The organism is Streptomyces mayonensis (genome assembly GCF_018982965.1).
GTDB classification, from domain to species: Bacteria; Actinomycetota; Actinomycetes; order Streptomycetales; family Streptomycetaceae; genus Streptomyces; species Streptomyces mayonensis.
In genome coordinates this window covers 12405-34621 of record NZ_JACBYP010000067.1, presented here as the reverse complement: position 1 = coordinate 34621, position 22217 = coordinate 12405, and the positions used below count along the sequence as shown (strand labels likewise).

The 22217-nt window shown below is 73.6% G+C and carries 21 protein-coding genes; 8 read left to right on the top strand and 13 right to left on the bottom strand.

Translation table 11 applies throughout. The features are described 5' to 3' along the window. Positions 1-128: 128 nt before the first annotated feature. From HZS56_RS23540 to HZS56_RS23530, 3 genes are all read right to left on the bottom strand, one after another. Entirely contained in the window at positions 129-809 is a 681-nt protein-coding gene (locus HZS56_RS23540; RefSeq protein ID WP_216722765.1) for an SCO2322 family protein, read from the bottom strand. Beyond that, entirely contained in the window at positions 806-2122 is a 1317-nt protein-coding gene (locus tag HZS56_RS23535; protein WP_216722764.1) for an SCO2321 family membrane protein, read from the bottom strand. Before HZS56_RS23535 ends, HZS56_RS23540 begins: the two co-directional genes overlap by 4 nt. A 364-nt stretch (positions 2123-2486) precedes the next feature. After that, the gene (locus tag HZS56_RS23530; protein ID WP_308408140.1) at positions 2487-3152 is read right to left on the bottom strand and encodes a TetR family transcriptional regulator; all 666 of its coding nucleotides are present in this window, start codon (positions 3150-3152) and stop codon (positions 2487-2489) included. Between the two features lie 211 nt (positions 3153-3363). On the opposite strand from HZS56_RS23530, the gene HZS56_RS23525 reads away from it, so the two are divergent. Genes HZS56_RS23525 through HZS56_RS23515 form a run of 3 tightly spaced genes read left to right on the top strand, consistent with a single transcriptional unit; the run spans position 3364 to position 6691 of the window. Continuing rightward, positions 3364-4869, top strand: coding sequence for a glycosyltransferase family 4 protein (locus tag HZS56_RS23525; protein WP_216722763.1), 1506 nt, complete (start codon positions 3364-3366; stop codon positions 4867-4869). Then, entirely contained in the window at positions 4863-5597 is a 735-nt protein-coding gene (locus HZS56_RS23520; protein ID WP_216722762.1) for a class I SAM-dependent methyltransferase, read from the top strand. Before HZS56_RS23525 ends, HZS56_RS23520 begins: the two co-directional genes overlap by 7 nt. Continuing rightward, on the top strand, positions 5594-6691 hold the full coding sequence (locus HZS56_RS23515) for a glucosidase family protein (protein ID WP_216722761.1): 1098 nt from the start codon (positions 5594-5596) through the stop codon (positions 6689-6691). The genes HZS56_RS23520 and HZS56_RS23515 overlap by 4 nt, the downstream gene beginning before the upstream one ends. 51 nt (positions 6692-6742) lie before the next feature. Here HZS56_RS23515 and HZS56_RS23510 read toward each other — a convergent pair whose 3' ends face one another. From HZS56_RS23510 to HZS56_RS23490, 5 genes are all read right to left on the bottom strand, one after another. Then, positions 6743-7036, bottom strand: a complete 294-nt coding sequence (locus HZS56_RS23510) for a hypothetical protein (protein WP_216722760.1) — start codon at positions 7034-7036, stop codon at positions 6743-6745. A 129-nt stretch (positions 7037-7165) separates the two neighbouring features. Beyond that, positions 7166-8026 carry a DUF5336 domain-containing protein gene (locus tag HZS56_RS23505; RefSeq protein ID WP_216722759.1) on the bottom strand — a complete coding sequence of 287 codons (861 nt, stop codon included), beginning with the start codon at positions 8024-8026 and terminating at the stop codon, positions 7166-7168. A 158-nt stretch (positions 8027-8184) separates the two neighbouring features. Further along, complete coding sequence (locus tag HZS56_RS23500) at positions 8185-9111, bottom strand: N-acetylmuramoyl-L-alanine amidase (protein ID WP_216722758.1); 927 nt, start codon at positions 9109-9111, stop codon at positions 8185-8187. Positions 9112-9147: 36 nt separating this feature from the next. Next, on the bottom strand, positions 9148-9786 hold the full coding sequence (locus HZS56_RS23495) for a class I SAM-dependent methyltransferase (RefSeq protein ID WP_216722768.1): 639 nt from the start codon (positions 9784-9786) through the stop codon (positions 9148-9150). Between the two features lie 201 nt (positions 9787-9987). Next, complete coding sequence (locus HZS56_RS23490; protein WP_216722757.1) at positions 9988-11751, bottom strand: MFS transporter; 1764 nt, start codon at positions 11749-11751, stop codon at positions 9988-9990. A 333-nt stretch (positions 11752-12084) separates the two neighbouring features. Between HZS56_RS23490 and HZS56_RS23485 the strand changes: the two genes are divergently transcribed. Beyond that, entirely contained in the window at positions 12085-13533 is a 1449-nt protein-coding gene (locus HZS56_RS23485) for an MFS transporter (RefSeq protein WP_253914728.1), read from the top strand. Between the two features lie 34 nt (positions 13534-13567). Here the strand turns inward: HZS56_RS23485 and HZS56_RS23480 are convergent, their stop codons facing one another. Together HZS56_RS23480 and HZS56_RS23475 are read right to left on the bottom strand one after the other, a co-directional pair. After that, positions 13568-14140: a response regulator transcription factor gene (locus HZS56_RS23480; protein WP_253914734.1), complete on the bottom strand. Its 573-nt coding sequence runs from the start codon at positions 14138-14140 to the stop codon at positions 13568-13570. A gap of 72 nt (positions 14141-14212) precedes the next feature. Continuing rightward, positions 14213-15463, bottom strand: a complete 1251-nt coding sequence (locus HZS56_RS23475) for a sensor histidine kinase (RefSeq protein WP_216722754.1) — start codon at positions 15461-15463, stop codon at positions 14213-14215. A gap of 265 nt (positions 15464-15728) precedes the next feature. On the opposite strand from HZS56_RS23475, the gene HZS56_RS23470 reads away from it, so the two are divergent. After that, positions 15729-16658 (top strand): MaoC/PaaZ C-terminal domain-containing protein, encoded by a 930-nt coding sequence (locus tag HZS56_RS23470; protein WP_216722753.1) that lies wholly within the window; start codon positions 15729-15731, stop codon positions 16656-16658. A 145-nt stretch (positions 16659-16803) separates the two neighbouring features. On the opposite strand, the gene HZS56_RS23465 is transcribed toward HZS56_RS23470, so the two are convergent. Both HZS56_RS23465 and HZS56_RS23460 read right to left on the bottom strand, forming a co-directional pair. Beyond that, a complete protein-coding gene (locus HZS56_RS23465; RefSeq protein ID WP_216722752.1) occupies positions 16804-16971 on the bottom strand; it encodes a hypothetical protein in 168 nt (55 codons plus the stop codon). A gap of 97 nt (positions 16972-17068) precedes the next feature. Next, the gene (locus HZS56_RS23460; protein ID WP_216722751.1) at positions 17069-18286 is read right to left on the bottom strand and encodes a hypothetical protein; all 1218 of its coding nucleotides are present in this window, start codon (positions 18284-18286) and stop codon (positions 17069-17071) included. Positions 18287-18705: 419 nt separating this feature from the next. On the opposite strand from HZS56_RS23460, the gene HZS56_RS23455 reads away from it, so the two are divergent. From HZS56_RS23455 to HZS56_RS23445, 3 genes are read left to right on the top strand one after another with little or no spacing between them, the layout of a single operon-like run. Further along, positions 18706-19572: a Nif3-like dinuclear metal center hexameric protein gene (locus tag HZS56_RS23455; protein ID WP_216722750.1), complete on the top strand. Its 867-nt coding sequence runs from the start codon at positions 18706-18708 to the stop codon at positions 19570-19572. Further along, complete coding sequence (locus HZS56_RS23450) at positions 19569-20312, top strand: zinc ribbon domain-containing protein (protein ID WP_216722767.1); 744 nt, start codon at positions 19569-19571, stop codon at positions 20310-20312. The genes HZS56_RS23455 and HZS56_RS23450 overlap by 4 nt, the downstream gene beginning before the upstream one ends. A gap of 10 nt (positions 20313-20322) precedes the next feature. Further along, positions 20323-21552 carry a bifunctional RNase H/acid phosphatase gene (locus tag HZS56_RS23445; protein WP_216722749.1) on the top strand — a complete coding sequence of 410 codons (1230 nt, stop codon included), beginning with the start codon at positions 20323-20325 and terminating at the stop codon, positions 21550-21552. On the opposite strand, the gene eda is transcribed toward HZS56_RS23445, so the two are convergent. After that, a complete protein-coding gene (eda, locus tag HZS56_RS23440; protein ID WP_216722766.1) occupies positions 21527-22186 on the bottom strand; it encodes a bifunctional 4-hydroxy-2-oxoglutarate aldolase/2-dehydro-3-deoxy-phosphogluconate aldolase in 660 nt (219 codons plus the stop codon). The genes HZS56_RS23445 and eda overlap by 26 nt on opposite strands. Between the last annotated feature and the right edge of the window lie 31 nt (positions 22187-22217).

Here is a 22217-nt window from a genome sequence, read left to right as displayed (position 1 = left end):
GCGGTGGTGGCGGGTGCGTCGCGGGAGGAGTTGCTGGGTGGGGTGCGGGCGTTGGCCCGGGGTGAGGGTGGTGCTGGTGCTGGTGCTGGTCCAGGTGGCTGGCGGGGGTGGGCGCAGGTGGTGCAGGGTCAGTCGGTGGCATTTCTGCGCCGCCTTGCTTGCCAGGTGACCGCGGCGGCCAGGGCGGCGATGGCCGCGATGCCGGTGATGAGGCCGACCGAGGGGCCGCCGCCGCTGTCGTCGTCCGAGATGTTCTTCTCCTCGGGTGCTGCCGACCCGTTCTGCTTCTCCTGCTTCTGGTTCTCCTGGTTCTGCGACACCTGCTCCCCGCACCCCGACTTCGGGTACCCCCCGATCGCGCACAGCAGGGCGTTGGTGTCGTAGCGGAGGGGGCCGGCGACGGCGGCCAGGGTGTCGGCCGTGGTCGCGTCGGGGGAGACCTGGGCGCAGGCCGTGCGCGGGGACGGCGGGGTCTCGCCGGACGGGGCGTCGGAGGCCGTGCCGAAGTCGAGGACGAGTGCCACCCGCTTGCTGCCGTCCTCGGCCGGTGTCTTCGCGCAGATCGACGCGAAGTCCGCCGTGCCGCGCGGCTGGGCCGCGTCGCCGGAGTCCTCGCTCACCGAGAAGCGGAAGCCCTGGACGTCGCCGTCGGCGGGGCGGGCCGTCGAGGGGCCCTGGGTGGCGTAGGCCCACTGGTCGCCGTCGCGGTCCCAGAAGGACCAGTAACGGTAACCGGCGGCCTGCGCCTGCCCCGCGGCCGCGATCAGGACGAACGCGGCCAGGACGAGGAGGGCGACGCGGCGGGTCACGGCTGCTGCTTCTTCGAACGGTTGCTGAGCAGGAAGCCGATGCCGATGCCGAAGACCAGGAAGACGCCGACGAACCACCAGACGCCGAAGGGGGAGTCGTCCTCCTTCTCGTCCTTCTCGTCCTTCTCGTCGTCCTTCTTCTTGTCTTCCCCGTCCTTGTCGCCGCTCGTGGTCGCGGCGTCGCCCGCCTTCGCCCCCTGCGGGGCCGGGCCCGTCGCGTTCAGTTGCTCGACCAGGTCCGTGCCGCCGAAGTCGCGCGGGTCGGTGCCCGCGGCGTGGGCGGCGAAGATCAGCTGGGCGTAGGCGGCCGGGCCGTTCTCCTTCGCCCAGTTCCCGGCGTTCTTCTCCAGCCAGGACATCAGCGCGGCCGCCTTGTCGGTACCGCCCTGCGCGGCGAGGGCGACGACCGCGTCGGAGGTGTTGCCGTAGTCGGGCTGCGAGGTGGAGCCGCCGAGGGCGGACGTGAGGTAACCGTGCTCGGCGACGGCGGCGGTGAGGTACGCGGCGCCGTTCGCGGCGGCCTGCTCCCGGGTCGGCTTCTTCGCGTCGGCGCAGGCGGCTTCCGCCTCCGTGGCCGTGCCGTCGGCGGCGGCCCCGGCGACCAGGCCCTTGCCGAGGGCGCCGAGGACGCCGGCGGCGGTCGCGTCCGCGTTGGCGAGCAGCTTGCCGTCCTCGTCCGGCTGGAAGGCGAAGGCGCCCTCGCCCTTGTCCTTCGCGCAGGGCAGGGCGAACGTCAGCAGGGCGTCGTACGGGGACTTGCCGTCCTTCTCGACACCCTCCGGGTCGGTCTCCGTGGCGGTCAGGGCGCCGATGACGACGGAGGTGGAGTTGGCGTCGCTGGGGGTGCCGGGGCTGTAGCCCCAGCCGCCGTCCTTGTTCTGCACGGACTTCAGCCAGCCGAGGGCGTCCTCCACGACGTCGCCGTGCCCGCCGACGGCCCACAGGGCCTGGACGGCGGCGGCCGTGCTGTTGGTGTCGACCATGGTCTTGTCGTCGCAGGCCTTGGCCGGGTCGGCGCGGAAGGCCGGGAAGGCGCCGTCGGCGCACTGCTGGTCCGTAAGCCACTTCACGGCCTTCGACGACGGCACCACACCGGCCGTGTCCTGCGCGAGCAGCGCGAGGGACTGGCGCCAGACACCGTCGAACTGCGGGTTGCCGGACCCGTACAGCCCGGACGCGGCGGCGGACGGCGAGGGCGCGGTGGACGCGGTGGTGGACGGCGACGGGTCGGCGGCGACCGCGGGCGCGGCGGCGACGGCTATCACGGCTGTGGCGGCCAGAGCCGCGGCGCTGCTGCGACGGCGGACGTTCATGAGCGGCGGGTGCCTTTCCCTGTGCGGGGCCGGGCAGCACGGGGCACCCCCGGCGGCTCGGCCCCGTATGCCTCGACGGTGCCCGTGCACCGGCGGGCGCCGGGCACGTGAGCCGGTCACGTCCGTGCGGGGCAGTCCGGCTCACCGTCCGCGGTCCTCAGGAGGGCTCGGCGGGGCGGTTCACGGTTGCGGGTCAGCGCCGGAATTGCACCGGCTTCCCCCCGTACGGGTGATGACGACCCCGCCACTTTACCCGCCCGCCGGATTCGGGCCGAGGGGTGCGGTGGGAGGGGTGTGCTGGGAGGGATGCGGTGGGAGGGGTTGGTGACGGCCGAGCGGCTACGGTGACCGGCCCGGCCAACTCTCAGAGGCGCGGCGCGGTGCCGTCCTCGGGCTCCGTCAGGTCGATCAGGCGGCACACCGTTTCGATGTCCGTCCGTACCTGGGTCAGGGACGTGCGGCCGGCGAGCCAGGTGATCAGGGTCGAGAGCCAGGTGTGCTCGACGACGCGGACGGCGGAGAGCTGCTCCGGGGTCGGGTTCTCCAGGCCGCCCATCGCGTCCAGGATGATCGCCGTGGTCTGCCGGGAGACCTGGTCGACCTCCGGGGAGACGCTGCGGTCCGCGAAGGTCAGGGCGCGGGCCATCGCCTCGGCCAGCCGCGGTTCGCGCTGGAGTGCTCCGAACGCCCGCATCAGGGTCTGCGCCACCCGGTCCGCGGCCGTCTCGCCGGTCGGCGGGCTCTTGCGGAGGGTGCCGTGCAGCCGTTCCAACTGGTCGTGCATGGTGGCGACGAGCAGGTGGACCTTGGAGGGGAAGTAGCGGTACAGCGTGCCGAGGGCGACCTGCGACGACTCCGCGACCTCCCGCATCTGCACCGCCTCGAAACCGCCCCGGCCGGCCAGCCGGGCGGTCGCCCGGAGGATGCGGCGGCGGCGCTCCCGCTGCCGCTCCGTCAGGGGCGGGGCAGCGGGGCGGTGCGGCAGGCCCGCCACCTCCGGCGCCGTCTCCGGCCTGTCTGCCCTGGTCACCTGCTCCCCCTCTCGCCGTGGCCCGCCGTGGCCCATCATGGCCCGCCGTGGCGTGAATCACCTGATCCACTCGTCACAGTCCGGCTACCTGCCGGTAGATTCGAAGCCGCTGACGATCAAGTCTGAAACTTGTTCTAGATTAGCGTCCCGGCATAGTGTCGCGGGACGTCGCGGGACGTCGCAGGACAGCGCAGTGAGAAGGGGGCCCAGAGTGACCGCCGAGGCCAGTCGGACGGGTCCCCGTCCGGAACCCGCCGCCGACGGCTTGCGACCGCTGCGCATCGCGCTCCTCACCTACAAGGGGAACCCGTTCTGCGGCGGCCAGGGCGTCTACGTCCGCCACCTCTCGCGCGAACTGGCCCGCCTCGGCCACCGCGTCGAGGTCATCGGTGCCCAGCCCTATCCCGTCCTCGACGTCCTCGACGTCCTCGACGAGGGGATCGACGGGTTCGAGGGGCCCGCGGGGATCGATGGGCCCGAGGACCGGCTGTCGCTCACCGAGCTGCCGAGCCTCGACCTCTACCGCCAGCCCGACCCCTTCCGCACCCCGAAGCGCGGCGAGTACCGGGACTGGATCGACGCGCTCGAGGTCGGCACGATGTGGACCGGAGGGTTCCCGGAGCCGCTGACGTTCTCGCTGCGCGCCCGGCGCCATCTGCGCGCCCGCCGCGGCGACTTCGACGTCGTGCACGACAACCAGACCCTCGGGTACGGGTTGCTGGGCGACGTGGGTGCGCCGCTCGTCACGACCGTCCACCATCCCATCACCGTGGACCGGCAGTTGGAGCTGGACGCCGCCGACAGTCGCAGGCGCCGCTACTCGGTGCGCCGCTGGTACGCCTTCACCCGCATGCAGAAGCGCGTCGCACGCCGGCTGCCCTCCCTGCTCACCGTCTCCGGCACCTCGCGCCAGGAGATCATCGACCACCTCGGCGTACGGGACGACCGGATCCATGTCGTCCACATCGGCGCCGACACCGGCCTGTTCTCCCCCGACCCCTCGGTGCCGCGGGTGCCGGGCCGGATCGTGACGACGTCCAGTGCGGACGTGCCGCTCAAGGGCCTGGTCTTCCTCGTCGAGGCGCTGGCGAAGGTGCGCACCGAGCACCCCCGGGCCCACCTCGTCGTCGTCGGCAAGCGGCCCGCCGAGGGGCCCGTCGCCCAGGCGATCGAGCGGTACGGCCTCGAAGGCGCCGTCGAGTTCGTCAAGGGCATCTCGGACGCCGAACTCGTCGACCTGGTGCGGTCGGCGGAGGTCGCGTGCGTGCCGTCGCTGTACGAGGGGTTCTCGCTGCCCGCCGCCGAGGCCATGGCGGCCGGCACGGCGCTGCTCGCCACCACCGGCGGGGCCGTCCCGGAGGTCGCGGGGCCCGACGGGGAGACCTGCCTCGCGGTGCCGCCCGGCGACGCGGACGCGCTGGCCGCCGGGCTGAACCGGCTGCTCGGCGACCGCGAACTGCGGGCGAGGCTCGGCGCGGCCGGACGCGAACGGGTGCTGAAGCACTTCACCTGGGCCCGTGCCGCCGAGGGCACCGTCGCCCGCTACCGCGAGGCCATCGGCCGCGATTCCTCCGCGCCGGCCGCGCCGGCTGCACCCGCTGCACCGGCCGCACCGGCCACGCGGCCGGTCGGGTCCCAGGGACCGGCCGCGGCCCCGACCCCACCCCCGACCACCGGTGACACCGGCGTCTATCCCGAAAGCAGGGCCACGTGCTGACCGTCGACTTCTCCCGGTTCCCGCTCGCCCCGGGCGACCGCGTCCTGGACCTCGGCTGCGGCGCGGGCCGGCACGCGTTCGAGTGCTACCGGCGCGGGGCGCGGGTCGTCGCCCTGGACCAGAACGCGGAGGAAATAAGGGAGGTCGCCAAGTGGTTCGCGGCGATGGAGGAGGCCGGTGAGGCTCCGGCCGGCGCCACCGCCACCGCCATGGAGGGCGACGCGCTCGCCCTGCCCTTCCCCGACGCGTCCTTCGACGTGGTCATCATCTCCGAGGTGATGGAGCACATCCACGACGACAAGGGCGTCCTCGCCGAGATGGTCCGCGTCCTCAAGCCCGGCGGCCGCATCGCGGTCACCGTGCCCCGCTACGGCCCCGAGAAGGTCTGCTGGACGCTGTCCGACGCCTACCACGAGGTCGAGGGCGGCCACATCCGCATCTACCGGGCCGACCAGCTCCTCGCCCGGATCCGCGAGGCCGGCCTCAAGCCGTACGGCACCCACCACGCGCACGCGCTGCACTCGCCGTACTGGTGGCTGAAGTGCGCGTTCGGCGTCGACAACGACAAGGCGCTGCCGGTGCGGGCGTACCACAAGCTGCTGGTGTGGGACATCATGAAGAAGCCGCTGGCGACCCGCGTCGCCGAGCAGGCGCTCAACCCGCTGATCGGCAAGAGCTTCGTGGCCTACGCCACCAAGCCGCACCTGCCGCCGGTGGACGCCGCGTGACCTCGTCCCGTTCTCCCGGCACGCCCCGCACTCCCCGTACGGAGCACCTCGTCCTGCCCGGCGTCCTCACCGACGAGCAGGCCGCCGCGACCGTCCGGGGCATCCTCGCCGTACAGCGCGAGGACGGAGCGATCCCCTGGTTCCGCGGGCACCACCTCGACCCGTGGGACCACGTCGAGGCGGCGATGGCCCTGGACGCGGCCGACGAGCACGAGGCCGCCGGGCGGGCGTACGCGTGGCTGGCCCGGCACCAGAACCAGGACGGTTCCTGGTACGCCGCCTACGCCGACGGGGACTTCGCCGACGTCACGGACCGCGGCCGGGAGACCAACTTCGTCGCCTACGTCGCCGTCGGCGTCTGGCACCACTACCTCGCCACCGGCGACGACACGTTCCTGGACCGGATGTGGCCCGTCGTCCACGCGGCCGTCGAGTTCGTGCTGCGCCTCCAGCAGCCCGGCGGGCAGATCGGCTGGCGGCGCGACGACGACGGCTCCGGCACCACCGACGCGCTGCTGACCGGCAGTTCCTCCGTCCACCACGCGCTGCGCTGCGCGCTCGCCATCGCCGAGCAACGCGAAGAGCCGCAGCCCGACTGGGAGTTGGCGGCGGGTGCGCTGCGGCACGCCATCCGCCGCCACCCGGAGCGGTTCCTCGACAAGGGGCGCTACTCGATGGACTGGTACTACCCGGTCCTGGGCGGCGCGCTGACCGGCACCGAGGCCCGCTCCCGGCTCAGGGAGAGCTGGGACCGCTTCGTGGTCCCGGACCTCGGGGTGCGCTGCGTCGTCCCCAACCCGTGGGTGACCGGCGGCGAGTCCGCCGAACTCGCCCTCGCCCTGTGGGCGGTGGGCGAGTCCGACCACGCCCTGACCGTCCTGCAGTCCATCCAGCACCTGCGGGACGAGGAGAGCGGCCTGTACTGGACGGGGTACGTCTTCGAGGACGACGCCGTATGGCCGCGCGAGCTGACCGCCTGGACGGCCGGATCGCTGCTGCTCGCCGTCGCCGCGCTCGGCGGCCACGAGGCCACCTGCCAGGTCTTCGCGGGCGACCGCCTGCCGAGGGGACTCGACCCCGACTGCTGCGTCTGACCGCGGGGCGGTGTCCGGCCCGTAGGCCGGTCCGGTCGGGGGCGGCGCCGATCAGTTCCGGTGCAGGCGGTTGGCGATGGCGTGGCCGACGAAGAGGTAGACGACCGCGGCCAGTCCGTAGCCGGCGACCACGCGGGCCCAGGCCTCGTCGAACGTGAACAGGTCGTGCGACCAGCCGGCGAGCCAGCGGGCCGCGTCATGGACGAACTGCACCAGGTCGTTGCCCCGGTTGGCGTCCAACAGGTACATCAGGATCCACAGTCCGAGGATGACGGCCATGATGTCCGCGATCACCGCGACGACCGTTCCGGCGGAGTGGGAGCCACTGCGACTTCGAGGGGACATGCCTTCCGTCTGGCCCCGCAAGTGTGTTTGAAACCTGCGAAACCCCCGGCCCCCCGCCCGGCGGCACGGTGAAGTGCCGGTGGGCGGGGGGCCGTTGAGGTGAGCGAGCGGGCGGGCAGGCCCGGCCGGTCAGCCGCGCTGGATGCCCGAGGTGTCCTGCAGGACACCTCGGCGGCCGTCCTGCGTCTGCGCGACCAGGTTGGCGCCGCGCTGCTCGACGGCCAGGTACCAGGTACCCGGCGCCAGCTCGGCGATCGGCGTCGGGGAGCCGTCCTCCGCGAACAGCGGACGCGGCACCGGCACGGCGAACCAGAACGGGGAGAAGTCCCCGGCCGGCTGCGCCTGCGCCTGCTGCGGAGCCTGCGGCTGACCGGGCTGCGGCTGGCCGGGCTGGGGCTGCCCCGGCTGCGGCTGCCCGCCGAAGGGCTGGCCGGGCTGGCCCGGCTGGCCGCCGAACGGCTGCTGCTGGGCGCCCGGGTAGCCGTAACCACCCTGGGGCTGGCCGCCGTAGGGCTGCGGCGCCGCCGGACGCGAGGCCGGGATCAGGGAGCCCTTGAGGGCCGGGACCAGCTCGGTGGCCACGGCCGCGGCCGCCATGATCAGCGTGGCGATCAGGGCCAGGATCAGGCCCATGCCGGCGTTGATGCCGCTGGCCCCGCCGTTGTTGTCGAAGGCACCGGCCGGGTCGAAGATGTTGCCGAGCGCGCACCACGCGGCGAACACCGTGAACGCGGTGCCGAACTGGCCGAGGTCGAGCCCCGCCACCTTCCTGGGCTGCGGCATGGCACGCGCCACGACGACGAGCGCGGCGCCGATGACGCCCGCCAGAACGACACCGAGCACGACCGAGCCACTGCCCCACAGGCTGGGGATTTCGGCGCTGTCCGGGGCACCGTCGATCGAGTAGATGTCGAGGAACGACGCGATCAACAGCAACACCGCTGCTCCGATCACCACGCCGTCGCCTCGAGTGAGGGAGCGGATATTCACTTCAGGTCCTTCGTAGATGGTCTCGTCATCGGTAGAGGCGTCGCTGTCACGATGGCGCCGAAAGGTTCCGGTGTGAAGCGCGGGGGTGGCCCCTCATCGTACGGACGACACTATCGTCCGTACCTCGGCGCTGTCCGCAGGGATGGGCGCGCTGATCGCTACCCGCGCAGGAAACTCACAATCCCCTCAGACATCCCTTGCGCCGCCTTCTGCCGCCAACTGCCGCTGGTCAGCAGGGCGACGTCCGTGCTGTCGCGCATGTTGCCGCACTCGATGAAGACCTTCGGAACCGTTGACAGATTGAGACCGCCCAGGTCCGTGCGCGTGTTCAGGCCGGTGCCGTCGCCGATGTAGTTGGAGGGCGCGCTGCCGGTGACGCGCACGAAACTGCCCGCGACGCTCTCGCCCAGTTCCGCGGAGGGTGCCACGATGGCGCGGGTGTCGGCGTCGCCGTCGTGCACCGCGCCCGGCATGATCACGTGGAAGCCGCGGTTGCCGGCCCCGGACCCGTCGGCGTGGATCGAGATCGCGGCGTCCGCGTGCGCCTCGTTGCCGATCCGGGCGCGCTCGTCCACGCAGGGGCCGTACGAACGGTCGCCGTCCTGCGTCAGCTTCACCGTCGCGCCCTGCTTCTCCAGCAGCTCGCGCAGCCGGTGGGCCACGTCCAGGGTGAACTTCGCCTCGGGCCAGCCCGTGTTGGTGGCGGTGCCCGTCGTGTCGCATTCCTTCCAGTGTGTACCGACGTTCACCTTGCGGTTGATCTGCGAGGGATGCTCGAAGTTGGCGGGGTTGTGCCCCGGGTCGATGACGACGACCTTGCCCTTGAGGGGCGCGGAGTCCGAGGGGGACGGTTTCGCGGTGGGGGAGGGTTCCACCGTGGCCGACGGCTCGGTGGTGGCGGAGGACGTCGCCGGGGTCCCGGCGGCGTCTGAGCCCCCGCCGTCCGAGCCGCCGCCGACCGCCGCGTACACCCCCCACCCGAGCAGCGCCCCCGGTACGAGCGCGGCGACCGCCACGGTCAGCGGGCGGCGCAGCGGGGAGCGGCGGGGCTGAGGAGGTTCGAAGTCCGGGCCTGTGTACGACACGTCAGCGACTCTAGGGCCTGTCCGGTACTCAGGCCCTCACCGCGTCCGGATCCCCGTAGCCGCTGCAGCCGCCGCAGCCGCCGCAGCCGCCGCAGCCGTTCGCCGCAGGACGCGCAGCGAGTCGGTCGCGGAGACCTCGGTGAACGCGCCGGACGCGAGAGCCCTGAGGTAGACCCGGTAGGGGGCCTGGCCGGTGAACTCGTCGGCCGGGTCCGGGAAGACGTCGTGGATGACCAGCAGGCCGCCGTCGGCCACGTGCGGCGCCCAGCCCTCGTAGTCGGCGTTCGCGTGCTCGTCGGTGTGGCCGCCGTCGACGAAGACGAGGCCGAGCGGGGAGTTCCAGACCGCCGCGACCTGGGGGGAGCGCCCGACCAGCGCGACCACGTGCTCCTCCAGACCGGCCCGGTGCAGGGTGCGGCGGAAGGCGGGCAGGGTGTCCATCACGCCCAGCTCCGGGTCGACCGTCTCCGGGTCGTGGTAGTCCCAGCCCGGCTGCTGTTCCTCGCTGCCCCGGTGGTGGTCGACGGTGAGCGCGGTGACCCCGGCCCGGCGGGCCGCGTCGGCGAGCAGGACGGTCGAGCGCCCGCAGTACGTGCCGACCTCCAGCAGCGGCAGCCCGAGCCCGCCCGCCTCCACGGCGGCGGCGTACAGCGCGCGGCCCTCGTGCGCGGGCATGGGGGCCTTTCGGTGGTCGTACACCTGTGTTCCTGTGCCTCGGTCGACGTACGGGCGTCTGAGCCTCGGTCGACGGCTGGGCGGGCTGGCGGCCCCATGTTGCCGCACCCCCCCGCCGCGCGCTGCGGCAGGGGGTGCGGGACCGGCCGGGGCCGCCTGCGGGTCGGGGCCCGAGGGCCGGCCGGAGTCCGGGAGGTCGGCTCAGGCCGGGACCGTCTCGCCCGGCAGGGACAGGTCCAGGTCGACGGGGCGGTCGCCGCCGTGGGTCGCCGAGTGGGCGAGCGGGCCGTGACCGGCGGCGCGGGCGGCCAGGACGTACGGGCCCCGGGCGGGCACCGCGAGGGCGTAGCTGCCGTCGCCCGCGGAGAGGGTCGCGCCCGCCTGCCGTCCGTGCCGGTCGATCAGCGTGACCTTCGCGCGGGCCACGGGAACGCCGTCGGCGGCCAGCACCCGGCCGCGGAAGCCGTGGGGCTGCTCCTCCCCGGCCCCGACGAGCGCCTGCTCGGCACGGACCAGGTTCGCCTCCTCCTCGCTGCTCGCCCGCAGCTGCGTGACCCCGGCCGCCGGGGTGCGGCGGGGGAGGAAGAAGGCCAGCGCCAGACCGATCGCGACCGCGGCGGCCGCGATCAGGAAGGAGACGCGGAAGCCCTGCATGGTGGGGAGGGCGACGCCGCCGACGTCGGTCGCCGTGTCGGCGAGCACCATGCCGATGACGGCGCTGGACACCGACGTACCGATGGACCGCATCAGGGTGTTGAGGCCGTTGGCCGCGCCCGTCTCCGAGGCCGGGACCGCGCCGATGATCAGCGCGGGCAGCGAGGAGTAGGCGAGGCCGATGCCGGCGCCGATCAGCACGGAGGTGACGATGGTCTGCCAGGCGGCGCTCATCAGGCCGAGGCCGCCGCCGTACCCGACCCCGATGATCAGCAGGCCGATGATGAGGGTGGTGCGGGGGCCGTAGCGGGCGGACAGGCGGGCGTACACCGGAGCCGTGAACATCATCGTCAGGCCCAGCGGGGCCACGCACAGACCCGCGACGACCATCGACTGGCCGAGCCCGTAACCGGTCTCCGAGGGCAGCTGCAGCAGCTGCGGCAGGACGAGGGAGATGACGTAGAACGAGACGCCGACCATGATCGAGGCGAGGTTGGTGAGCAGGACCTCGCGGCGGGCCGTGGTGCGCAGGTCGACCAGCGGGGCCGCGACGCGCAGCTCCATCAGCCCCCACAGCAGCAGGACCACCGCGGCGGCGGCGAACAGGCCGAGGGTGGTGCCCGAGGACCAGCCCCAGTCGCTGCCCTTGGTGATCGGCAGGAGGAAGAGGACCAGTCCGGCGGCGAGGCCCAGGGCGCCGGGCAGGTCGAAGGACCCCTTGGCGCGCAGCGGGGACTCCGGTACGACCAGCAGCGTCAGGGCGATGGCGAGGAGGCCGAGGCCGGCGGCGCCGTAGAACAGGGCGTGCCAGTCGGTGTGCTGGGCGACCAGGGCCGCGGCGGGCAGCGCCAGACCACCGCCGACGCCGATCGAGGAACTCATCAGCGCCATCGCCGAGCCGAGCCGCTCGCGGGGCAGCATGTCGCGCATCAGGCCGATGCCGAGGGGTATCGCGCCCATCGCGAAGCCCTGGAGCGTACGGCCGACGATCACCGGGAGCAGGGCGTCGCTGAACGCGCTGATCAGCGCGCCGACCACCATCACCGACAGGCTGACGATCAGCATGCGGCGCTTGCCGAAGAGGTCGCCGAGCCGGCCCATGATGGGCGTGGCCACGGCTCCGGACAGGAGCGTGGAGGTCATGACCCAGGTGGCGTTGCTGGGTGTGGTGTCCAGAAGTTGGGGCAGGTCCTTGATGACGGGAACGAGCAGGGTCTGCATCACCGCGACGGCGATGCCCGCGAAGGCGAGTACGGGCACGGTGGCCCCGCTCGCCTTTCGCACGGGCTCGTCGGTCGTCGTGTGGGACATGTGGCGGGGCCTCCAGGCCAGGAGTCGTCGAGACGCGTGCGGGGTCGGCGCATGCGTGCGTGGGCGGGACGTGTGCAGGGGGAACCTCGTGTGCCCGGGCAACTATTCCGATGCTTCGAGTCCCTAACGAATTCTTGACCTTCTCTTGGTGACCCCGCAATGCCGCCTTTTCCGCCGGGTCACCCGTGGCCGCGCCCGTGCCCATGGCCGTGCCCATGGCCTGTCACTGTCCCTGGTCGTGGCCTGCCCGTGGCCGTAGGCCCTCGGACCTAGTACCGCCCGGGGTCGAAATACCGATGCAAGGGGCGCTTCCGGGTTGAGACCATGACGTTCATGCTGGAAGCCACCGGTACCTCCGCCGGCCCCCGAATATCCCCGCGCCGTACGCCGCCCACCTGGCTCGTCGTGGCCCTCGCCTGCGCGGGACAGTTCCTCGTCGTGCTCGACGTCTCCGTCGTCAACGTCGCCCTGCCGTCGATGCGGACCGACCTCGGACTGAGCGCGCAGGGTTTGCAGTGGGTGGTCAACGCATACGCCATCGCCTTCGCCGGGTTCATGCTGCTCGGCGGCCGGGCCGGCGACCTGTACGGACGCAAGCGGATGTTCCTGGTCGGGCTCGCGGTGTTCACCCTGGCCTCGCTCGGCGGCGGCCTCGCCCAGGAGGGCTGGCAACTGCTGCTGGCACGGGCCGCGCAGGGCCTGGGCGCGGCAGTGCTCGCGCCCTCCACGCTGACGATCCTCACCGCCGCCGTGCCTGAGGGCGCGGCGCGCGCCCGGGCGATCGCGACCTGGACCGCGGTCGGCGCGGGCGGCGGTGCCGCGGGCGGTCTGGTGGGCGGAGTCCTGGTGGACGGGCTGTCCTGGCGCTGGGTGCTGCTGATCAACGTGCCGATCGGCGCGGTGGTGCTGATCGGCTCCGTGCTGTGGCTGACCGAGGGCCGGGGCGGCGAGCGGCGCCGCCTGGACCTGCCGGGCGCGGTCCTGGTGACCGCCGGCCTCGCCACCCTCGCGTACGGCATCTCGCAGACCGAGTCCGAGGGCTGGACGGCGGCCGCGGCGCTGCTGCCGCTGGCGGCCGGGCTCGCGCTGCTGGCCCTGTTCCTCGTCGTCGAGACCCGGACGAAGGCGCCGCTGATGCCGCTCGGGCTGCTGCGGCTGCGGTCGGTGGCGTCGGCGAACGTGGCGATGCTGGTGTCCGGTTCGTCGATGTTCTCGATGTGGTTCTTCATGACCCTGTACGCGCAGAACGTGCTGGGCTACTCCCCGCTGGAGGCCGGGCTGGCCCTGGTGCCCAGCTCCCTCGCGGTGATCCTCGGCTCGAAGGCGGCCCCGCGGTTCATGCCGGTGGTCGGAGCGCGGAACGTGGCCGTCCTCGGCACGGTCGTCGCGGCCGTCGGCTTCGGCTGGCAGTCGACGATGACCGCGGACGGGAGCTATCTGACCGCGATCATGATCCCCGGCGTGCTGATGATGCTGGGAGCGGGGACGGCGGCGACTCCACTGGCCTCGCTGGCCACCTCCGGCGCGGCGCCCGGGGACGCCGGGCTGGTCTCCGGGCTGATCAACACCTCCCGGACGATGGGCGGTTCGCTGGGGCTCGCGGTGATGTCGACGATCGCGGCGGCCCGCGCCGGGGGAGAGGGCGCCGGGCCGGGCGCCCTGACGGACGGCTACGCGCTGGTGTTCCGTACGGGGGCGGTGGTCCTGGCCGCCGCGGCGCTCATGATGTGGGCGTGGCTGCCGTCGGGGAAGCCGAGCGGGGAGGCGGTGCAGCGGGGGTAGGGGAGCGGCCTCGCGACGGGCGTTCCGGTTCGCTTCACAGCCAGCCCTGGCGGCGGGCCTCGCGCAGCGCCTCCGTGCGGTTGCGGGTGGCGGTCTTGCCGATGGCCGCGGAGAGGTAGTTGCGGACCGTCGACTCGGACAGGTGCAGCGCCGCGGCGACGTCCGCGACCGTAGCGCCGTCCGCCGAGGCCCGCAGTACGTCGCACTCCCGGGCGGTGAGCGGACTCGGTCCCGCGCTCAGCGCGGCGGCGGCGAGCGCCGGGTCGACGACCGTCTCGCCGCCCAGTACCCGGCGGACGGCACCGGCCAGCTCCTCCACCGGCCCGTCCTTCACCAGGAAACCGGCGGCGCCCGCCTCCATGGCCCGCCTCAGGTACCCGGGGCGGCCGAACGTGGTCAGGATCAGCACCCGGCAGCCGGGCACCCGCTCCCGCAGCTCCGCGGCGGCGTCCAGGCCGCTCATGCCCGGCAGTTCGATGTCGAGGAGCGCGACGTCCGGACGGTGCGCGAGCGCGGCCCCGACGATCTCGTCCCCGGCCGCGACCTGTGCGACCACCTCGATGTCCGTCTCCATCCCCAGCAGCAGCGCGAGCGCGCCGCGCATCATGCCCTGGTCCTCGGCGAGCAGCACACGGATGGGGCCGGGGCGGGAGGTCTTCTCGTCCGTCACACGGCAAGGTTAGGGGCCGGCTGCCACGGCGGAAGCGCGAAGCGGGACCGGTTCCTCCTCGTCCGCCGCCGTCGCCGTCCGCACCGGTAGTTCCGCCGTCACCGAGAAACCGCCCCGCGGCTGCACCCCCGCGGTGAGCGAGCCGCCCGCCGTGGCGAGTCGCTCCGTCAGACCGGTCAGCCCGGTGCCCGTGCCGCGCACGGTACCGTCCCCGCCCGTGCCGTTGTCCGTGACCGTCAGCCGCACCCGCTCGGCACCGCCCGCGACCGCGATCTCGCACCGGCTCGCCCCGCTGTGCCGTACCACGTTGGTGACCGCCTCCCGCACCACCCACCCCAGAAGTGCCTCGGTCTGCGGCGGCAGCGGCGGGCCCGAGCGGCGTACGACCGGGTCGACGTCCGCCGCGGTGAGCACCGAACGGACCCGCTCCAGCTCGGTGTCGAGGCTGCCCTGCCGGTAGCCGGTGACCGCCTCGCGGACCTCGGTCAGCGCCTGGCGGCCGATCGACTCGACGTCGCCGACCTGGGTCAGGGCGGCGTCCAGGTCGCGGGGTGCCAGCCGACGCGCGGCCTCCGACTTGACCACGATCACCGACAGGGTGTGCCCCAGCAGGTCGTGCAGGTCCCGGGAGAACCGCAGCCGCTCCTCCGCGACCGCCCGCGTGGCCAGCTCCTCACGGGCCGCGCGCAGTTGCCGTACGGCGTCGGACAGGCTCAGGATCGCGGCCGTCACCATCGTCGACAGGAACGTCCCGTAGGCGATGTTCAGCCCCGTCCAGCCGTCCTTCAGGCCCGCCACCACCCCCGCCACGGCCGCCAGCGACCAGCCCCACCGGCCCAGCCACCGGCCGCGCAGCGCCGCGCCCGCGGCCAGGCCGAGCAGTGGGAAGAACAGCAGCCAGCTGCCGCCGTACGCCAGCGCGAGACCGCAGGTCACCAGCGTCATGGCGGCCAGCGACAGCCGGGTGGACAGCGACTCGCGCAGCTCCTTGTCGAAGGAGCGGAAGGCGACGTGGATGTAGAGGGAGTTGAAGACGAGCAGCCCCGCCCCGCCGATCCAGGGGTTGGACGTGTGCCCCTGGACCATGTTGGCGACACTGCCCAGGCCCATCAGCAGCCACGGCAGCAGCGTGAAGCCGGTGGGCGGCGGCCCCATCCGCTCCGGCCGCCCGCCGGCCTGGTCCGGTTCGGCCTCGCGCGCCAGCCGCCACGCGTCCAGCCGGCACGAGATCCTGCGCAGTCGCCCCCGGGTCCTGGTCATGACCGTCGGCCCCCTTGTCCTCTGTCCTCTGTCCTCTGTCCTCTGTCCTCTTCCGTCTCCGTGAAGTGTCCGTCCCGGGGGCAACACCCCGCATGGGCACCACGGACACCAGCGACGCTACGGAGCGGGCGGGGCGGGCGGCAGAGCCGGTTGTCCGGAGTCGGGGAGGACAAATGTCCCGGGCGGGCTCTGTTCGGGCGGGCATCGCGTACGGTCGGGCTGTTCGTGATCGTCGCCGTGGGGCGGAGGGAGGAGCAGGACGAACATGCCCATCGACGCAGCCCGGGCGCTCGCCGCCGCGCCCCGCGTCCGCGAGATCGCCTGGGACCACAAGGACGTCCAGCTCTACCACTTGGGCATCGGCGCGGGCCGGCCCGCGACCGACCCCCGCGAACTGCGCTACACCCTGGAGTCCAGGCTGCGCGTGCTGCCGAGCTTCGCGACGGTGGCGGGCGGCGGGTCCCCGGGCGTGATCGAGGCCCTGTCCGCACCGGGGGTCGAAGTGGATCTCGCCCGCGTCCTGCACGCCGGGCAGTACCTGCGGACGCACCGCCCGGTCCCGGTGCGGGGCCGGGCGCGTGCCGCCTCGCGCGTCGTCGCCGTCCACGACAAGGGCACGGCGGCCGTCCTCGTCCTGCGCACCGAAGTGACCGACGCGGACGGCCCGCTGTGGACCGACGAGGCCGAGGTCTTCGTACGGGGAGAAGGCGGCTGGGGAGGCGAGCGCGGCCCTTCCGGGCGTCCGTCGCCGCCGCCCGCCGCCGTGCCGGACCACGTGGCCGAGCGGTCCCTGCGCGAGGACCAGGCCCTGCTGTACCGGCTCTCCGGCGACTGGAACCCCCTGCACGCCGACCCGGAGTTCGCGGCGCGCGCGGGGTTCGACCGGCCGGTCCTGCACGGGCTGTGCACCTACGGAGTCACGCTCAAGGCGGTCGTCGACACGCTGCTGGGCGGTGACGTGACCCGGGTGCGCGAGTACCGCACGCGGTTCGCGGGGGTGGCGTACCCGGGGGAGACACTGCGCGTACGGATGTGGAAGGCCGTGGCACCCGGGGACAGTCCGGCGGAGCGGGAGACGGAGCAGGAGGCGGCGGGGAACGCGGAGGCGGAGGCGGACACGGTGCGGGTGGCCGTCGGCGCGGTCGACCGGGACGACGCCCCGGTCCTCGCCGACACGGTCGTCCGGCTCCGGTGACGACAACGGCCCCGCTCGCCGGATGCGACGAACGGGGCCGGAGCCGCTTGCTTCGGTGTTTCTGTGCCTTGTCCCGGCTGGACCTGCTTCGACGTACTTCGTACTTCGTACTCGGTACTACGTACTCGGTACTTCGTACGTGTCGTCAGGCGGCCGCTTCGGACTCCTCCGCCGGCTTGCGGTGGCGGCCCTGCGGAGTCGCCACGTGCTCCTGGCTGGAGACCGGCCCACGGTGCTTGCCGTGGCCGGCGTCGGTCTCGGGAACGTCGGCACCGTCGGCCTGGATCGGCTGGGTCGTGCTGGCGTCGTTCATCGGAAGGAATTCACCCCGTCAACATGATCTTTCCTACAGCCGGGTGAGTCTAACCGGCCCACCACGGCCCGGATCCAGGCGACCACGCCAACCGGCACTAGTTCGTTACAAGCCGCGCCAGCGGAGCCTGTTGCAGCGGCACGGGACGCGGCGGAGCGGACGCCGAAGCACCCGACACATCCGCTTTCCCGGAGTCCCCGGAGTCCCCGGAGTTCCCCGAGATCCCGGACCCGCCGGGAGCCGGATGCTCCGCGTCATCCGCCGCCTTCTCGTCGCCCGCGGCACCGGGTGCCCGCAGCCGCGCGAGGCCGCACGGCAGCCGCGGGGTGGAGCAGGGCAGCCGCAGCTCCCCGTCCGCCGTCCACAGCCCGGCGCCCGTCAACCACCCGTCGGGCGCCGGTAGATGACGCACCTCGCGCTCCGCGGGCCGCCACACCGCGACCCAGCTCCCGAACGCGCCGTCGACGCGCAGCGCCACCGCACAGCGCTCCGGCGTCAACGCCTGCCCCGGCTGGATCGCGAAGGGCGTCACCGTACAGTCCGGCAGCACCAGGCACTCCGGGAAACGCACCGGCAGCGTGCTGCCCAGGACCCCCCAGCCGATCCGTTCCCGCCCGGGCGAAGGGGCGTCGGAGCGGACCAGTACCAGCCCGCTGTCGGGGTCGGCCAGCAGTATCCGGTCGTCGCTGTCGGCGGCGATCTGGAGCAGCGGCGACACCTCGCCCTCCCGCTCCAGGTCCACCACGACGGCCTTGACGCGCCCACCGGTCTCCCGGTCCAGCGCGAGCATCCGGCCCGCGCCGTCCAGCCAGACGCCGCCCGAGCAGCGGCCCGGAACCTCACCGACCCGCTCGGGCCCGAAGGCGCCGCCCGCGATCTGCCACAGCACGGTCGCGCGCGGGCCGACGGCGAGGGCGTATGCCCGCTCGCCGCCCGGTACCGGCGGCAGCAGCCGCAGCCCCGTGCCGCCCGCCGGGCACTCGACCGCGCCGAGCGACTGCTCGCCGGTACCGGGGCCGGTCGGGTACAGCAGCGAGAAGTGGTGCCGGCCGGCCGCGACGCGGTGGACCAGGACCCGCCCGTCCCCCATCGGCTGCACCTCGGTGCCGGGGTCCTCGGGCTGGTTCACGGGCAGCGGCACCGCGTACGGCTCCGGGCCGTCCAGCGTCCAGCGCTCTGGGTACCAGGCGTCTCCGCCCTCCCCGTCCCGGGCGAGACGCGCGGCGTAGGCGCCCCCCGCGGTGATGGTGCAGCCCGCCCGCGGGGCCCCGTCGTTCGCGGGGTCCGCCGAAGGCTCGATAGCACAGGCCGTCATCGTTCGGTCACCTCCGGCGACGAAGCTAGTTTTCGCACGCACGGGCGGGGGAGCAGCGGCGGTCCGCATCACACGTACGTGTGTCACAGGAACGATTCTCCTGAGGTGAGGGCGAGGTGTGTGCTGTGCCGGACCACGAACCGGACCGGAACCGGGGTTGGAACCGGGGTTGGGGCCGGGGCCAGAGTCGAAGCCGGAGATCGGAGTCGGGGCCGGGGTCGAAGCCGGAGCCGGAAACCGGATCCGGAACCGGCTCTGCACCAGGCCCGGAACCAGGCCCGGGACCGGCTCTGAACGAGGCCCGAAACCAGGCCCGGAACCGAACCGCGGCCGAGCCGAAACCGGGTCCGTACGGGTACGGGAGCCCGCGGGCCCCTTACCGGTGCGGCGGCGCAGAACGGCCAGGTAGCCTTGCATCCGTGCCCCGTCTGTCAGAAGTCATCGCCGCGCTGGAGAACCTGTGGCCCGCCGAGCGGGCCGAGTCCTGGGACGCGGTCGGGACCGTCGTGGGCGAGCCCGGCCAGGAGGTCTCCCGGGTCCTGTTCGCGGTCGACCCCGTCCAGGAGGTCGTCGACGAGGCGGTGAAGCTGGACGCGGACCTGCTCGTCACCCACCACCCGCTGTACCTGCGCGGGACGACCACGGTCGCGGCCTCCACCTTCAAGGGCCGCGTGGTGCACACGCTCATCAGGAACGACGTCGCCCTGCACGTCGCCCACACCAACGCCGACACCGCGGACCCGGGCGTCTCCGACGCGCTGGCCGGCGCGCTCGACCTGAACGTCGTACGGCCCCTGGTGCCGGACCCGTCCGACCCCGAGGGCCGCCGCGGCCTGGGCCGGGTGTGCGAACTGCCGCACCCCCTGACCGTCCGCGAACTCGCCGCCCGCGCCGCCGAGCGGCTGCCCGCCACGGCGCAGGGCATCCGCGTCGCCGGCGACCCGGAGGCGACCGTACGCACGGTCGCCGTCAGCGGCGGTTCCGGCGACAGCCTCTTCGACCACGTACGAGCGGCCGGCGTCGACGCCTTCCTCACCGCGGACCTGCGCCACCACCCCGCGTCCGAGTTCGTCGCGGACCGCGCCCACCGTCCCCTCGCGCTGCTCGACGCGGCGCACTGGGCCACCGAGTGGCCCTGGTGCGAGCTGGCCGCCGCCCAGCTCGACGAGATCTCCGACCGCAACGGCTGGGACCTCAGGGTCCACGTCTCCAAGACGGTCACCGACCCCTGGACCGCCCACGCGGCGTCCGCCCCGACCTCCGACTCACTGGGAGCCCCCAACTGAAAGCCGAGCCCGCCGACCAGATCCGACTCCTCGACGTCCAGGGCCTCGACGTCCGTCTCCAGCAGCTCGCGCACCGGCGCCGGTCGCTGCCGGAGCACGCCGAGATCGAGTCGCTGACCAAGGACCACGCCCAGCTGCGCGACCTGCTCGTGGCCGCGCAGACCGAGGAGAGCGACTGCGCCCGCGAGCAGACCAAGGCCGAGCAGGACGTGGACCAGGTGCGCCAGCGCGCCGGCCGCGACCAGCAGCGCCTGGACTCCGGCGCGGTCACCTCCCCGAAGGACCTGGAGAACCTCCAGCGCGAGATCTCCTCCCTCGCCAAGCGCCAGGGCGACCTGGAGGACGTCGTCCTGGAGGTGATGGAGCGCCGCGAGTCCGCGCAGGAGCGGGTCGCCGAGCTGACCGAGCGGGTCGGTGCGGTCCAGGGCAAGATCGACGACGCCACCGCCCGCCGGGACGCCGCCGTCGAGGAGCTGGACGGTGAGGTGGCCTCGGTGACCAAGGAGCGCGCGGTCGTCGCGGGCGCCGTCCCCGACGACCTGCTGAAGCTCTACGACAAGCTGCGCGAGCAGCAGGGCGGCGTCGGCGCGGCCAAGCTGTACCAGCGCAGCTGCCAGGGCTGCCGCCAGGAGCTGGCCATCACCGAGCTGAACGAGATCCGCTCGGCGGCGCCCGACACGGTCGTACGCTGCGAGAACTGCCGCCGCATCCTGGTGCGTACGGCCGACTCCGGGCTGTAGGGCCGGTCCGGTGGCCGACCACGCGGCGCGTCCGGCCGCACGCCAGGCGGCTCGTCCCGCACGGGAGTTCGTCGTCGAGGCCGACGGCGGGTCACGGGGCAACCCCGGGCCCGCCGGCTACGGCGCGGTGGTGCTGGACGCGGCGACGGGGGAGACCCTGGCGGAGGCCGCCGAGTACCTCGGGGTCGTGACCAACAACGTCGCCGAGTACCGGGGCCTGCTGGCCGGCCTGCGCGCGGCGAAGGAGCTGGACCCGGACGCCGGCGTGCACGTCCGCATGGACTCCAAGCTCGTCGTCGAGCAGATGTCGGGCCGCTGGAAGATCAAGCACCCCGACATGAAGCCCCTGGCGGCCCAGGCGGCGCGCGTCTTCCCGCCCGGCCGTGTCACGTACGAGTGGATCCCCCGCGCGGAGAACCAGCACGCCGACCGCCTGGCCAACGAGGCGATGGACGCGGGTGCGCGCGGCGAACAGTGGTCGCCGTCCGATTCGACGGCGGAACTCGACGCCGCGTCCGACGCGGCCGCCGCCGGCGTGGGTTCACGGGCGGCCGCCGACACCGACGTACGCGCCGCGAAGGCCGTCGCCTCGCCCGGCTGGGGACCACCCGACATGGGCACCCCCGCCACCTTCGTCCTCCTGCGGCACGGGGAGACGCCGCTCACCCCGCAGAAGCGCTTCTCCGGAAGCGGCGGCAGCGACCCCTCCCTGTCGCCGGTCGGCCGGGAGCAGGCCGAGAAGGTCGCCGAGAGCCTCGCCCGGCGCGGCACGGTCCAGGCGATCGTCGCCTCGCCCCTCGCCCGTACCCGCGAGACCGCCGGCATCGTCGCCGCCCGCCTCGGCCTGGAGGTGGCGGTCGACGAGGGACTGCGCGAGACCGACTTCGGCGCCTGGGAGGGGCTGACCTTCGGCGAGGTGCGCGAGCGCTACCCCGACGACCTGGACGCCTGGCTGGCCTCGCCGGACGCGGAACCGACCGGCGGCGGCGAGAGCTTCGCGGCGACCGGCACCCGGATCGCCGCCACCCGCGACAAGCTCGTCGCGGCGCACGCGGGCCGCACGGTGCTGCTGGTCTCCCACGTGACGCCGATCAAGACGTTCCTGCGACTCGCGCTGGGCGCACCGCCCGAGTCGCTGTTCCGCATGGAACTGTCGGCCGCCTCGCTGTCGGCGGTGGCGTACTACGCGGACGGCGGCGCGAGCGTCCGCCTGTTCAACGAGACGTCCCACCTGCGCTGAGCGTGGCCGCCGCTCGCGCCAGCGCCTCGACACGCCCCCAGTCCCGCCCGGCCACCGCATCCTTCGGGAGCATCCAACTGCCCCCGACACAACCGACGTTGGGCAGCGCCAGATACTCGGGCGCGGAGGCCGGGCCGATCCCGCCGGTCGGGCAGAAGCGGGCCTGCGGCAACGGCGCGGCGAGCGCCTTGAGATAGGCGGTGCCGCCCGCGGCCTCGGCCGGGAAGAACTTCATCTCCCGCACCCCGCGCTCCAGCAGCGCCACCACCTCCGACGTGGTCGACACCCCCGGCAGGAACGGCACCCCGGACGCCCGCATCGCGTCCAGCAGCCCGTCCGTCCACCCCGGGCTGACCAGGAACCGCGCCCCGGCCGCCACGACCTCGCCGACCTGCTCCGCGGTGATCACCGTGCCCGCGCCGACCACCGCGCCCGGCACCTCACCGGCGATGGCGCGGATCGCGTCGAGCGCCACCGGCGTCCGCAGCGTCACCTCGATCGCGGGCAGCCCACCGGCGACGAGCGCCCGGGCGAGCGGCACGGCATCGGCGAGTTCCTCGACGACGACGACCGGAACGACGGGCGCGAGATCCAGCACCGAAGCGGTGGGGGAGGAGGACGGCGGAGTACTCATCATGCCCTCATCGTGCCGAGGAACAGCAGAT

Coding starts and splice junctions, on each gene's coding strand:
- HZS56_RS23475 (WP_216722754.1), bottom strand. CDS start 15,463: ATGACCAGGACCCGGGGGCGACTGCGCAGGATCTCGTGCCGGCTGGAC.
- HZS56_RS23485 (WP_253914728.1), top strand. CDS start 12,085: ATGCTGGAAGCCACCGGTACCTCCGCCGGCCCCCGAATATCCCCGCGC.
- HZS56_RS23490 (WP_216722757.1), bottom strand. CDS start 11,751: ATGTCCCACACGACGACCGACGAGCCCGTGCGAAAGGCGAGCGGGGCC.
- HZS56_RS23495 (WP_216722768.1), bottom strand. CDS start 9,786: ATGCCCGCGCACGAGGGCCGCGCGCTGTACGCCGCCGCCGTGGAGGCG.
- HZS56_RS23460 (WP_216722751.1), bottom strand. CDS start 18,286: ATGACGGCCTGTGCTATCGAGCCTTCGGCGGACCCCGCGAACGACGGG.
- HZS56_RS23465 (WP_216722752.1), bottom strand. CDS start 16,971: ATGAACGACGCCAGCACGACCCAGCCGATCCAGGCCGACGGTGCCGAC.
- HZS56_RS23510 (WP_216722760.1), bottom strand. CDS start 7,036: ATGTCCCCTCGAAGTCGCAGTGGCTCCCACTCCGCCGGAACGGTCGTC.
- eda (WP_216722766.1), bottom strand. CDS start 22,186: ATGAGTACTCCGCCGTCCTCCTCCCCCACCGCTTCGGTGCTGGATCTC.
- HZS56_RS23480 (WP_253914734.1), bottom strand. CDS start 14,140: ATGATGCGCGGCGCGCTCGCGCTGCTGCTGGGGATGGAGACGGACATC.
- HZS56_RS23470 (WP_216722753.1), top strand. CDS start 15,729: ATGCCCATCGACGCAGCCCGGGCGCTCGCCGCCGCGCCCCGCGTCCGC.
- HZS56_RS23535 (WP_216722764.1), bottom strand. CDS start 2,122: ATGAACGTCCGCCGTCGCAGCAGCGCCGCGGCTCTGGCCGCCACAGCC.